Here is a 13,610-nt window from a genome sequence, read left to right on the forward strand (position 1 = left end):
TTTCTGTGTTAAAAATCCAAAAATTCTACTTCACCTGTCTCGAGTGAATATTCTGCCCCTACAACAATCATCTTACCTTTAGCAATCAGGCTTTCCAGTACGGCTGAACCATGACGCAACTGGTTAACTGATGCGAACACGTTAGAACGTACTGCATGTTTGGACAGTTTCTTAACATCATTTTTAAGTTCGGTCTGCATCAGGATTTCAACTGAAGGCCGTACACGGTTCACAATTGACATCAGGTTCATGGAAGGTTCCTGATCCGGATTATTCAGAGCATTAATAGTGGCCTGAATTGCACCACAATGACTGTGGCCTAGTACCACAACTACAGCACAGTCATAACGCTCTGCAGCAAATTCGACACTTCCTACCTGCGAAGGTGCAACAATATTACCAGCTACACGAATAACAAACAGGTCACCGAGGCCCTGATCGAATACCATTTCTGCCGGAACACGTGAGTCAGAACAGCCCAGAATAATGGCGAACGGATTCTGGTCTTCTGCCATCTCTGCACGTTCCTGATGTGACAGAAGCTTGGGGTGAGTCGTCTCTCCCTTCACAAAACGTTGATTTCCCTGTTTGAGGCGTTCTAAAGCTTCTTGGGCAGTTAGCATTCTATTTCCCATCTGTTTTAAATGTTAAAAAATATTTTAATCCTGCAATTTTTGAATGTCACTGACAAAAAATAGAGTATCGCGTACTTTTTTATCGAACTTCATAAATGAGACGTTTTTATAATGATTGATTCATATAGTTACGTATCAATACTTTGTCAAAATAAAAGACACTGTATGATCAGACCCGCTATTTTCCTGCTGACGGAATTGACTGCATTTTATCTGATTAGTTGTCAGTCAGATATGCTATCTGTGCCAGAGTCGATAACAATAGCGATTTTTTTATATAATGAGTAACTTTTCAGGGAAGTCCGATAAATGACAGGCTCAAGCATGCAGCGTACTTTTAAATTTTCCTCTACAGCTGCCATGATTTTGCTCGGAAGCTGTTTAAGTATATTAAGTCCAACTGCAATTGCCCAAAATGAAGAATTACAGAAAGAATTTCAGCAGGCCTTACAGGAAGAACGGAGCTGGGCCGGGCTACGCAGCAAAACTCTGAAAGTCGGTGAAGTGACCTGGTCCTACAGTGAAGGCGGACCGGTTGACAAGCCCACACTACTCCTCCTGCACGGTCTTTCCGGAAGCCGTGACAACTGGAACCGGCTGGCTCATTATTTAACGCCGCATTATCATGTGGTCATTCCAGATTTGCCTACAGGAGGTGAAACCCGGACCCCAGCAGATTTTGATATGTCTGTTCCGCACATTACCGAGCAGTTACGCCGTTTTGTCGAGGCAGCTAATATTCCAAACCAGGTGCATCTTGCTGGGCATTCATTGGGTGGTGCAATTGCCATGCTATATGCAGCCCAATACCCTTTTGAAACCCAGAGCCTATTTCTGGTCAGTAGTGGTGGCGTATTTCGAAATGCCAGAACGCCTTATCTGCATAATCCGGCTTACCTTAAACAGCTGGTGGTTTCTAAACCTGGAGATTTTAACTATCTGCTCAAAACTGTAATGCAGAACCCTCCCTTCTTGCCACGCCGTTACAAGCAGGCGCAAGAACAGATCATGATTGCTCAGGCACCACAAACAGCAAAAATGGTAGACCAGCTGGTGGCTTTAAATCGTACCTATACACCGCAGTCTTTTGCACTCTTAGCCCGAACTATTGATGCACCGAGTTTAATTATTTGGGGCAAACAGGACAGAATCATTAATGTTGAGGTTGCCGAAGAGTTAAAAACACTATTAAAACACGCGGAACCGCCCGTAATTCTGGACCAGGTCGGCCATATGCCCATCATGGAGGCAGAACAGCTGGTCATCCAGCACTATCTGCCTTTTCTGGCAAAGACCCGGATCCTGAAAAAACCGTTAAATATTCAGCCCACTCAACCTTAGGCCATAGAAAAACGATTATGACAATAGCCACAAAAACCGAACAGCTGATCGAAGCTCATCTTGATTTTTTACAACATGAATTTAGTTTGCCTGAAACTATTGCGCTGGAATTTAGCAGTTTTTATCAATGGTTCAGAAAGCAGCATTTACAGGATCTCTGGTCTTTTGAAGAGATTAATCATTTATTACAAAAGCAGATTTTGGCCACACCCGCCAGCAGTTTTTTGATTGAACAGATTGCTGAACATATCCGTTTTGCACTGATTCATCCGTGTAACGATTCGACTAGAATAGAAGATGTTATTCCAGTACTGACAGTTGATCGTATTGCCCAATATGTAGCCAGCAAAAGTAAGCATCGTGAACGCCTCATTAAAAGCGTCGTAAATAGTCCGGCTTTTTCTGCCATGATTACTCAGCTCATTCAGCATGCCATTCAGGATTATCTGGATAACTCTATAGTCTCAAAAAAGGTGCCGGGTGTAAGCCGTTTTATGAAAATGGGAAAATCAGTCCTGGAAACTGTTACTGATAGCAGTCTAGATGATACAATCCACCATTATTTGCAAAAAAATATATTGAAACTCAGCCAGATGAGTGAACATGTGCTGAACCAACATTTCGATAATGACAAGCTCTATCATTTTCAGGCCAATCTCTGGCATAAAATTAAAAAACAGCCTTTAAGTGTTTTACGGCAATATATTGAAGTTGAGGACTTACCCAATACTGTGAAGCTGGGGCATGAAATCTGGGACTTTATGCGCCAGAGCGAGTACTTGAAACAGCAGATTCATGATGGTGTACATGCCTGGTACGTCCGCAATCAGGAACGTAATTTTGATCTTTTACTCCGTGATCTGAACATTGATGAGTCACTGATCCAGCATGAGTTACAACAACTGTTACAGCCAGTAATTCAGACAATGTGCAGTTCCGAATATCTGCGTAAGCGGGCTAGAGTATATCTGGAACGGTTTTATGCTTCCGAATCTGCTCAAAATATTTTAAACGGATAAATTGAAAAAGCCGCTTTGAAAGCGGCTCTTTTAGAGATTTTAGAATTCGTACTTCAAGCTTGCATAATATGCACGGCCAGGTTCGTTATAAGTCTGATTTACTGTATTGTCACGCAGTTTTTGCTCATCAAACAGGTTGCTAATACCAATCCGGCCACTGAAATTGTCATTAAATTTATAGCCTGTATTGATACCGGCCAGACCATAACTTTTAACACTCTCAGTAATTATACCCTGTTTATCTTCAAGCGAAGTTTCTTTATATTGGCGCGGTTTTTGACGGCCATACTGGGTATAAACAAAATTTACATCCCATGCATCAGTAATGTCATAATTGAAAATAGAGTTAATTGTATAATTTGGCACCACCGAGAGAGGATTTCCTGTCTTTTTGTTTACCGAGTCAGTCATGTAAGTAAAGTTGTTAGTCCAGGTCACATCCCCCCAGTCCAGACTGATACTTCCTTCAAGACCTTGAATAAGTGCTTTAGGAATATTGGTCCATTGCAATACATTATAGGTTGTATCCCCAATAACTACCTGCTGCGTTACTTCATCTCCAGAAGTAATTTTGTCTTCATAATCATTACGGAACCATGCCAGGCTGGCATTTACAATATCTTTCTGAAATTCGAAACCAATCTCTTTATTGATTGAAGTTTCAGGTTTTAGATTGGCATTTCCTTGCAGTACACACTGACTCAGACCAATCGGACAGCCATTTCCTCTTGTACCCAGCAAATATCCTTCCGCATTTTGATAAAGGTTCGGTGCCTTATAGGCTTTGGCAATACCACCTTTTAAAGTGAAGTAATCACCCAGTTTGTGGCTGAGGTTTAAACTTGGGCTCCAATTGGAACCTGACCGATTATGGTCATCAAAACGTATACCGACCACCATATCTGTAGCATCAGTAATTTTCATATTGTTTTCAAGATATCCAGAAGCTATGCGCGACTTCATCTTGCTACGGTCTCCCGTAGTTAAATTTTCACCGTACGAGCCATCACCCTGCTTGGTATTTTCCTGATCGCTAAAATCATCTTCAACCCATTCAGCACCTATCGTCAGGTTTTGCGGGACATATAGTTCAAGAGGGACGGTGACTTCTCCATTAAAACGCAATGTATCGAGGGTAGAAGTCACCCGGTCTTCCAGACTGTTAATACGGCCTTCACTTGCTCCTGCTGTTCCTTCGGGTAGTCGCTTGTTTTTGGTACGGTCAAATTGAGCAATAAGCTTGCTATCACCCCAACTCCATTCCCCTTCATGAGTCAGAGCATAGTTATCGCGATACAAGGTATTAGTTTCTTTACCAAATAATTGAGACAAGATATCATTAGTAGTCGGGTCAAGATTACTGTTCTGTGAATCACCTGCATACAGGTTACCCTGCCGGCCCGAACCTATATCAAAAAGCAAATGTTGATGATCAGTCATTTTCCAGGCCAAGCGGGCATTAATATCTTTATTTTCTACCCCTTCACGGCCTGCGGCACGATAACCGTTTGACCCCACCACAGGATTGATATCTGGCGCATCATTATCGGTTTTATTATAGTTTCCATAGATCCGATAAGACAGAACATCCTGAATAATCGGTCCACTCAAATTAACACTTACACGATTAGTATCACCTTCTTTACTATTTTCTGGCTGGTTGGTATAAGTTTCAATAGAACCATGTAATTCATTGGACACTTTTTTAGTTTTAATATTGACCACGCCTCCCATAGCGCCAGAACCGTAACGGGCAGCAGCAGGACCTCGCAACACTTCAATTGACTCGATTGCATTGACTGGTACCCAGTTAGAATCACCTCGCGTATCACGTTCACCTCGCCAGCCATAACGTACAGAATTACGTGAATTTACCGGCTTGCCATCGATCAGAATTAAGGTATTTTCAGGCCCCATTCCACGAATATCGATCTGACGGTTATTGCCACGTTGGCCGGTAGCACTGTTACCGGTTAAGTTTACACCTGGCATACGACGTACATATTCCGAAATATCATTGGTCACGGGTAATTTATCTAAATCTTCTTCTGTAATGATAGAAACGCCCAAAGACTGTTTTACCTGCTCTTCTGCGGTAAGAACCATAGTTTCTAATTTGACAGCATCCTGTGGCTGGCTCTCATTTTCCTGCTGCTGAGCCTTGTCTGTTTCAGCTGCATTGGCTACAGATAACATAGCTGAGAGAATCGAAACGGTAAGTACAGACTTCATCATACGGTTAGACATTACTGCCCCCAAATTACGGATTTATGGAGAAAAATGAAATTTAATGTTGCGCAGTGTAACAAAAAACTTTTAAATTAGGAATGATATTGATAACAATTCTCATTATTTATATTTTCTTATGGTTATAAAAAAACCTCCCGAAGGAGGTTTCTAGATAGATATCTGACCTAAAGTAAAACTTACTTAAAGTAAGCACCTTCCGCCTGACTATGGTCAGTCTGGTCGACTACGCGTGACAACTCGGGAATATGCTGTTTCAACGTAGTTTCTACACCCTGTTTTAGGGTTACGTCAATTGCTGAACAGCCCTGGCAGCCTCCACCAAATTTAAGTACAGCTGTTAGGCCATGTTCTTCATCTTCTACCACTTCCACCAAGGCACAGTTACCGCCATGTCCTGCCAGTCCCGGATTAATCTCTGACTGGAGTACATAGGTAATACGCTCTTCGATTGACGCATCTGGACCGACACGTGGTACTTTAGAGTTTGGAGCACGGAATGTCAGCTGCCCGCCGAAACGGTCTTTATTGTAGTCAATAACCGCATCACGTAGATATGGAATAGACGGGGCATCGATAAATGCAGGAAAATCTGGATAATCCTGTTTGTAGTCAGTAGGAATAATCTCTTCCGGAGCACTATACGCCATACAGCATTCAGCACGTGGTGTTCCCGGATTTTCTACAAAAATACGAACACCAATTCCCGGAGTATTCTGCTTTTCTAGCAAATCATGCAAATACTCTTGTGCATTTGGAGTAATTAACAGGTTCGGGATCTCTTCTGCTACTGCAGTGCTGTTGGTCTCAGTCGACATAACAATTATTCCTCAAGCTATTGCAAGTATTTTAACTGAAGATGCGGGGGATTTCGAAAAAATCAACTAAAATTGTCGGAATTATTATGAAACTCCCATCCACGATCTGTTTTAATGGCATGATGACTTTAAACAGATCCAAATGAATACGAGATGTTATGCTAGGTCTACCTTTTAATCATACCGTTACCCTGATTATTATCACAGTGATCGTTTCACTGCTGGCATTTTCCAATCAGGCCCTGATGAATCGCTTGATTTTCTGGCCACCAGCCATGCAGAAAGGTCAGTATGACCGTTTTATTACTCATGGTTTTGTGCATGCAGATGGCGCTCATCTGCTGTTCAATATGATTACCCTGTTTTTCTTTGGCAGTATTATTGAAAGCTTTTATCGACAGTACTTTTATGACCTGGGCTTCGTTCTGTTTTATCTAGGTGGATTAATCATTGCAATTCTGCCAAGTTACCTTAAACATAAAAATGATAGCCGTTGGGCCAGCTTAGGCGCATCCGGCGCAGTTTCTGCTGTTTTGTTTGCATACATCTTGTTTGAGCCGTGGAAACTGATTTTTGTATTTTTTATTCCGGTCCCCGCTATTATTTTTGCAGTTTTATATATAGCGTACAGTATCTGGTCCGGTAAGCGAGGCAACAGTAATATTAACCATAGTGCTCATTTATGGGGTGCTGCTTACGGGGTAATAATGACTGTTATTCTTGAGCCACGTCTGATCCCACACTTTTTGAACAAACTATCACAACTGCCTTCTTTTTAATAATCTGAATGTAGTAATTGATTAAATTTCTTCTTAAAAAAATTGCTTAGTATAGTGACAATTGTTCTAAGCAATTTTCTTACTTACCAAAGCAAAATTTATTCATTTTTCAACGAGTGGCTTTGTTTTAGGCTTGGCAGCAAGCTTATTGCCACTTGATTAGATTATGAAAAAAATTAAACTATTTTTTACCATTACCAGTTTGGCACTCAGTTTTTCTCTGTCTGGCTGTAATGATGATAAAAACGAAGACAATAAACAGAATAAAATACAGCAGCCTAATATATTGTTTATTATGGCAGATGACTTAGGCTATTCAGATCTGGGAGCATTTGGCAGTGAAATACACACGCCTAATCTGGATGCATTGGCGCAAGCGGGTAAAATTCTTACCGATTATCATACAGCCGCAACCTGCTCTCCTACCCGTTCCCAATTGATTTCAGGTACAGATCATCATCTGGCCGGAATTGGTGCAATGGCAGAACTCACTCCTACCCATTTAAAAGGTCAACCAGGTTATGAGGGCTATCTGAACGAGCGGTCTTTATCAATTGCAGAAGTCTTGCGTGATCATGGTTACCGTACTTATATCAGTGGAAAATGGCATTTAGGCTTGACGCCTGAGAGTAATGCTCATGTCAAAGGATTTGACCGCTCTTTTACCTTGCTTCAGGGCTTAGATTTACATTTTAAAGACGCACCTGCTGCATTTAAACGCACAGCGACCTATACAGAAGACGGGAAAATTATTTCTATCGCAGATTTACCTGATGACTTTTTTTCAACAAATTATTTTACTGATAAATTACTGGAATATCTGGAAAGTGGCAAAAATACTGGCAAACCTTTCTTTGCTTATGCAGCTTACACTGCACCGCACTGGCCCATACAGGCGCCTGAAGCTTATAGCAATAAATATAAAGGTATTTATGATGCAGGATATGAGGTCATCCGCGAAAACCGGATTAAACGCCAGAAACAGCTGGGTATCATTCCTCCTGACTTTCAGTCAGCTACACCCTTGGCAACTGATAAATTAGGTTATGGCCAATGGGCTGAACTGAGTCCAGAACAAAGAGCTATAGAAGCCCGTAAAATGGAAGTTTATGCGGGTATGGTAGAAAACCTGGATGCTAATATTGGCAAAATTATCCAGTACTTAAAAGCTAACCGTCTTTATGATAACACCCTTATCTTTTTTGTTTCTGATAATGGTGCAGAAGGTACTATTCGCGGAGCAAGCGATTCGAGTTTCGATGCTTCTCTGAATGCTGTTGGTACAGCACAGTCCTATCATTATATTGGTCCACGTTGGGCAGAGGTCAGTGCCGCTCCTTTTCATCTATGGAAAGAAACTGCTGGTGAAGGTGCAACTATTGCACCTGCAATAATAAAAGTCCCTAATGTATTATCAAATTCGCAAAAATATCATGGGTTTACTTCAGTACTTGATGTACTACCTACTGTACTGGATTTCGCCAGCATTCCTGTACCGCAAAGTGAATATAAGGGAAGAAAAATTAACACACCAAATGGCTATTCATGGAAAGCACTCCTACAAAATAAAGCTGCCTCGGTTCGCCCTGCCGATTTCATATTCGGAGATGAATTACATGGCAATAAATATCTACGTTCAGGTGAATGGAAAATAGCTTTGCAGGCAAAACCTGAACTTGGTACAGGCCAGTGGGAACTTTATAATCTGAAAAATGACCGCGGCGAAAATCAGAATCTTGCCGAGCAGTATCCCGATCAGGTTCAAAAGCTGAGTCAAATTTATCAGCAGTATGCACAGCAGCATGGTGTACTGGAATACCGCAAATGAAATTAGCGTTAAGATTAGGGCTGTGCAGTCTGCTTTTTACAGGCTGCCATAACACCGAACAAAGTAGCCTCCCCACAAATAAAAAAAATTTAAATCTGGGAAATATAACATACTGTCAGTCATATTCTGGACTGCCTTCAGGCTGGTTAGAACAAGCACATGCCGGGATGTTATATATTCCTAAAGGCGAAGTGAAATTAGGATCGGAACTGGCTTATCCAGATGAGATCAATTTTGGGGCTCAAAAAAGGAAAGTGAAAGGATTCTGGATTGATCAGACTGAAGTGACTGTGGCTCAGTTTGCAAGTTTTATAGCAGCTACACACTATATTACCGATGCCGAAAAACAGAATGAAGCTGCCATATTTGAAGCAGATGAGCAGTCACCACAACAGTGGTGGAAGCTTAAATCAGGTTATAACTGGCGCTTGCCTGAAGGGCCAGAGGGTCCACCTGCCCGCGCTAACGAAGCAGTACGGTATATTACCAAAAACGATGCTGAACATTACGCGCTCTGGCTCGGCCATGATTTACCTTCTGAAGTTGAATGGGAATACGCAGCCAAAGGTAATGACGAGACAGATGTGCCCTTAAAACATGAACCGCGTAATCATCAGCACCGGCCTGATGCAAATTACTGGCAAGGTGATTTTCCCTTTCATAATAGCCAAGAAGACCATTTTAAAGGTATAGCCCCTGTGGGCTGTTTCAGCCCGAATGCTTTTGGACTTTACGATATGATTGGTAACGTCTGGGAATGGACCAGTTCTGTATATACCGGTGCTCATGATGAGCATATGGGAAATTATTCAGCGTTAAGAACTTCGCAGCATATTCCACAATCCTTTGTGATTAAGGGAGGCTCCTTTCTTTGTGCCAGTCAATACTGTGCCCGTTATAGAAAAAGTAGCCGTCATCCACAAGAATTTAACCTGGCTACGACTCATACCGGGTTCCGTACTATTGACCGTGGTAAATAACTACCTTCACTAGCTCATTTTACAAAGAAAAAACTGAACAGAGTAAAGACCATATATTGTTTTATAAGCTTTAATTCATTGCTTGAGTCACAAGAGCATAAAGCAACCATCATAGTAAATAGTTAAAAATAAATACTATAAAAACAAAATCCAAGATTGAGTTATAAAAGAAGTTTTATTATTTTTCGGTAAACTGCTGAATAGGTTTAAATAGCTGTAAAGCCCATACTGAACAAGCAAGTATTATGTTTGAACCGGCGTGGCTTTTATTATTATCCAGACGATTTCTACTCATCAAAACAGATCAGGCAGATTCACGGTTGATCTATTTATAGAGAAGAGAAAAGCATTCTACTGTTAGACGGTTTTAATCTCTTTACTCACCAGATCAGTTTTCTTATTTTCTTGCAATTTTGTCACATAATGCCACCCCTTAATCCAATCTGGCATAGATAATGTATACAACTGTATATTAAATCAATGATCCGAAGAGATATTTTGCATGTCTAACCCACTTGAAGGTTTACAATTTCCTGTACAGGAAGGCTCTAACAAGCCAAGTACGACCCGTACCGGTAAAGAAATTATTGCTGAAGCATTATCACTGGTCGATTCCGACAGCTCACAGCAGGCATCTAAAGAAAAAAATTGGCGCAAGACATATCCAAAATATTTTAAAGCGCTGGTATATCAGGGTATCCGGCACGTTAATCATCCGATTACTATTGCCAAGCAGGGTTTACATAAGGCACATCATAGCTTTGTGTTCTACCGTGCAGGTGAATCCTGTTTACTCAAGGATGTGATGCAGCTTCCTGTAGAAAAACAGCTTTATACAGCCAAGTTCCAAGGCAAGAACGATAACACTCCTGAATGGTATGTGCCTTATCACGGCCAGAACCTTCAGGGCCAAAGTTTGCTCAGCCAGATAGAAAAATGGCTGGCGGCAGGCATCATTGAGGCAAGTCATGCTGAAGCTTTGCAGCAGGCTGTGGCACATCCGGAATGGTTTGACCTGTCTGATCGGACACTGGTTTTGCTGGGTGCAGGTTCTGAAGCCGGCCCATTAACCTGGCTGGCCAAATGGAAAGCCAATATTGTTGCTATTGACTTGCCGCGGGCTCAGGTATGGGAAAGAATTTTAAATATTATTGAAGCAGGAAATGCTACGCTTATCGCACCCAGCGATCAGCCTTTTCCCGAACAGGCCAGTATTTCCGAGTTAAAAGAGCATCTGGGAGCCAATCTGTTGACCCAGTTACCGGAGATTGGTCAGTGGCTGGTGACCTTTAAGCAGCAACTGGATTTGGCAGCTATCGCCTATCTGGATGGTGAAAAACATGTACGGGTTTCTATGGCAATGGATGCCATCATGCAATATGTCAGCCAGCATAAACCGGATACCAGCCTGATGTTTATGTGTACTCCGACCGATGTGTATGCGGTGCCGGAAGAAGTTGCTCAAGCTGCATCTGACAAGTTCAAACATCGCTCGCAGTTACAAAAGCTTCTAACCAAGGGTATTTCAACCGCTTCTTTGAAACATTTTTTCCAGAAGAACCAGCAAATGCTTGTAAAATCAGATAATGGCAAACATTACGGCATTACCGACTGTCTGGTCTTGGAACAAGGCCCGAATTATGCACTAGCCAAGCGCCTACAACAATGGCGCGCTGTACTCGCACGCCATCAGGGTCAACAGGTCAGTATTAATATTGCCCCGTCAACCACGACGCATTCTGTCACCAAGAATCCATTACTAAAGGCTGCCTTTACTGGCGCCAGCTTATTTGATGTAGAAGCATTTGCACCTGAAACTACCAATGCCATCATGGCAGCCCTATGGATCCACGATCTGCGCAATCCTGATTCAGCTGCACATCCAGACACTGCACTAGAACATCCTTTAGAGCTGATGATGGAAGGTGCTAACCATGGCGGTCTGTGGCGTGTCGCTTATCTGGCACGAACTGCACTACCTTTTGCTGCCTTATATGGCCTGGCTTCAGATAAACTGCCAGTAGAAAAACTTCTTTCAAAATTCAAAAAGAAAAGCTGAAGCTTTTTCTGAACAAACAATAGCAGATACAAAAAAAAGCTTTGCCGAGGCAAAGCTTTTTTTAATGTCTATTTTAATTAAACAAATAACTTGAGAAACAGCCAATATAAACCGCCAGATAAGCAAATGGTTGCTGGCAGTGTAAATACCCATGCGGACAGAATAGTTTTGACAGTATTAAAGTTCAGGCCAGATTTATTGGCCACCATGGTACCTGCAACTGCACTGTTTAAAACATGTGTAGTCGATACAGGCATACCCAGGCCATCTGCTGCAGCAATTGTAGACATAGCTACCAGCTCGGCAGACATCCCCTGACCATAAGTCATATGATGCTTACCAATACGCTCACCTACTGTCACGACAATTCGCTTCCAGCCCACCATAGTTCCAAGGCCCAGTGCCAGGGCTACCGCCACTTTGACCCAAGTCGGAATATATTGCAGGAATGAATCCAGATTATCGCGATATTCATCTACCAGTTTATTCTGAGCTTCAGGTAACGCAGGTAAGGCCTCTGCCTTATCTAGACGCTTAAATGTAGTGGTACTCAGGTACATGTCATTACGAATTTCGCTGACTACTGCTTCAGGCATGTCTCTTAAATTATCATAGGCTGCTACACGCTCACCCAGATGGTCAGTCAGGCTTGCCAATGCTGGCACTACTTCAGGACTAATTTCCTTGGTCTGGATATAACGGGTCAGTACAGTCCGTGCCTGCTCATCCGGGATATCCTGATAATTAGCATAAATAGCAGAAGCAGTTTGAGTAGATAGCTGTTCAAATGACTGTAAATGTGCCTGATCCAGATTTTTATTCAGAGAGTAAGCTAAAGGTACCAGACCAATCAGAATCAGCATGATTAGGCCCATGCCCTTTTGCCCATCATTTGATCCATGAGCAAAGCTAACACCGGTACAGGTAAAAATCAGGATGGCACGGATCAGTGGCGGAGGCGGCTTGTTTCCTTCTGGCGGCTGAAACAGTTCCATTTGTTTCTTAAAGATCTTTTTAACCAGCAGGAACAAGACCGCAGCAAATGCAAAACCAATTAGTGGTGAAAAAAGTAAGGCCTTACCCACCTTGATGACCTGATCCATATCGATACCACTGGCACCAGTCGCGGCATTTAGAAGATGGTTCATGATACCCACCCCCAAGATTGAACCGATCAGGGTATGCGAACTTGAGGCAGGTATACCAAGAAACCAGGTACCCAGGTTCCAGATGATTGCGGCAATCAGTAAAGCAAATACCATCGCAAAACCGGCACCGCTACTGACATTCATAATCAGCTCAACCGGAAGCAGCGCAATAATACCGTACGCGACTGCCCCACTTGCTACCATTACCCCAAGAAAATTACAAAAGCCTGCCCACATCACAGCCACAGGTGCTGGCAAGGCATTGGTATAGATAACCGTCGCTACAGCATTAGCTGTATCATGAAAACCATTAACAAATTCAAAGCCTAATGCAATCAATAAAGCAGTGGCTAGCAGAATAATAGAATATAAACCAAGCGGCGGAACATGAGCCAGATCAGCATTTACCTGAAAGCCAATGTAAATTAGCGTGGCAACAATTACCGTCAGGAACACCGGCATAAAAAACTTCGGTGTTGGCACGTGTACATTACTGGATGCCACGGGAAGTACTGGATCTGAATCGGGAGGAATATTCGAATTCATCTAGATGGTTTAAGAGGATAATAAAATCCCCTTATTCTTTATTTAAATTGTGACAATTATATGACAAAAGGGTGTCATATAAAGCCAATTTTCATCTAATTGAGCTTATTTAGGTCATCCTTAGAACCCATATCTTTGTCCTCATTCTATTCCTACTATTTTTTATATTTATAAATTCAATAACTTATATTCAAAATAATAAAAAAGAAC

10 protein-coding genes are annotated in these 13,610 nt (G+C 42.0%); 6 read left to right on the top strand and 4 right to left on the bottom strand.

From position 1 onward, the window contains the following. Positions 1 to 8: 8 nt before the first annotated feature. Positions 9 to 623, bottom strand: a complete 615-nt coding sequence (locus tag AC0VYT_RS10795) for a carbonic anhydrase (protein WP_005019060.1) — start codon at positions 621 to 623, stop codon at positions 9 to 11. A 321-nt stretch (positions 624 to 944) separates the two neighbouring features. Between AC0VYT_RS10795 and AC0VYT_RS10800 the strand changes: the two genes are divergently transcribed. Further along, positions 945 to 1,976: an alpha/beta fold hydrolase gene (locus AC0VYT_RS10800; RefSeq protein ID WP_005019058.1), complete on the top strand. Its 1,032-nt coding sequence runs from the start codon at positions 945 to 947 to the stop codon at positions 1,974 to 1,976. A gap of 17 nt (positions 1,977 to 1,993) precedes the next feature. Then, positions 1,994 to 2,995, top strand: a complete 1,002-nt coding sequence (locus AC0VYT_RS10805; RefSeq protein WP_005019056.1) for a hypothetical protein — start codon at positions 1,994 to 1,996, stop codon at positions 2,993 to 2,995. 39 nt (positions 2,996 to 3,034) lie between these two features. Here AC0VYT_RS10805 and AC0VYT_RS10810 read toward each other — a convergent pair whose 3' ends face one another. Both AC0VYT_RS10810 and nfuA read right to left on the bottom strand, forming a co-directional pair. Continuing rightward, the gene (locus tag AC0VYT_RS10810; RefSeq protein WP_005019054.1) at positions 3,035 to 5,242 is read right to left on the bottom strand and encodes a TonB-dependent siderophore receptor; all 2,208 of its coding nucleotides are present in this window, start codon (positions 5,240 to 5,242) and stop codon (positions 3,035 to 3,037) included. A gap of 179 nt (positions 5,243 to 5,421) precedes the next feature. After that, on the bottom strand, positions 5,422 to 6,060 hold the full coding sequence (gene nfuA / locus AC0VYT_RS10815) for a Fe-S biogenesis protein NfuA (protein WP_005019052.1): 639 nt from the start codon (positions 6,058 to 6,060) through the stop codon (positions 5,422 to 5,424). A gap of 158 nt (positions 6,061 to 6,218) precedes the next feature. On the opposite strand from nfuA, the gene AC0VYT_RS10820 reads away from it, so the two are divergent. The 4 genes from AC0VYT_RS10820 (at position 6,219) to AC0VYT_RS10835 (ending at position 11,706) form a co-directional block, all read left to right on the top strand. After that, entirely contained in the window at positions 6,219 to 6,839 is a 621-nt protein-coding gene (locus tag AC0VYT_RS10820; RefSeq protein WP_005019051.1) for a rhomboid family intramembrane serine protease, read from the top strand. Positions 6,840 to 7,005: 166 nt separating this feature from the next. Further along, entirely contained in the window at positions 7,006 to 8,667 is a 1,662-nt protein-coding gene (locus AC0VYT_RS10825) for an arylsulfatase (RefSeq protein ID WP_005019049.1), read from the top strand. Continuing rightward, positions 8,664 to 9,647, top strand: coding sequence for an SUMF1/EgtB/PvdO family nonheme iron enzyme (locus AC0VYT_RS10830; protein ID WP_005019048.1), 984 nt, complete (start codon positions 8,664 to 8,666; stop codon positions 9,645 to 9,647). Before AC0VYT_RS10825 ends, AC0VYT_RS10830 begins: the two co-directional genes overlap by 4 nt. A 502-nt stretch (positions 9,648 to 10,149) precedes the next feature. Continuing rightward, positions 10,150 to 11,706 carry a hypothetical protein gene (locus AC0VYT_RS10835; protein WP_005019046.1) on the top strand — a complete coding sequence of 519 codons (1,557 nt, stop codon included), beginning with the start codon at positions 10,150 to 10,152 and terminating at the stop codon, positions 11,704 to 11,706. Between the two features lie 77 nt (positions 11,707 to 11,783). Here AC0VYT_RS10835 and AC0VYT_RS10840 read toward each other — a convergent pair whose 3' ends face one another. After that, positions 11,784 to 13,400, bottom strand: a complete 1,617-nt coding sequence (locus AC0VYT_RS10840; protein ID WP_005019044.1) for an inorganic phosphate transporter — start codon at positions 13,398 to 13,400, stop codon at positions 11,784 to 11,786. Between the last annotated feature and the right edge of the window lie 210 nt (positions 13,401 to 13,610).

It is taken from the genome of Acinetobacter sp. QJM3NY_42 (assembly GCF_056173745.1).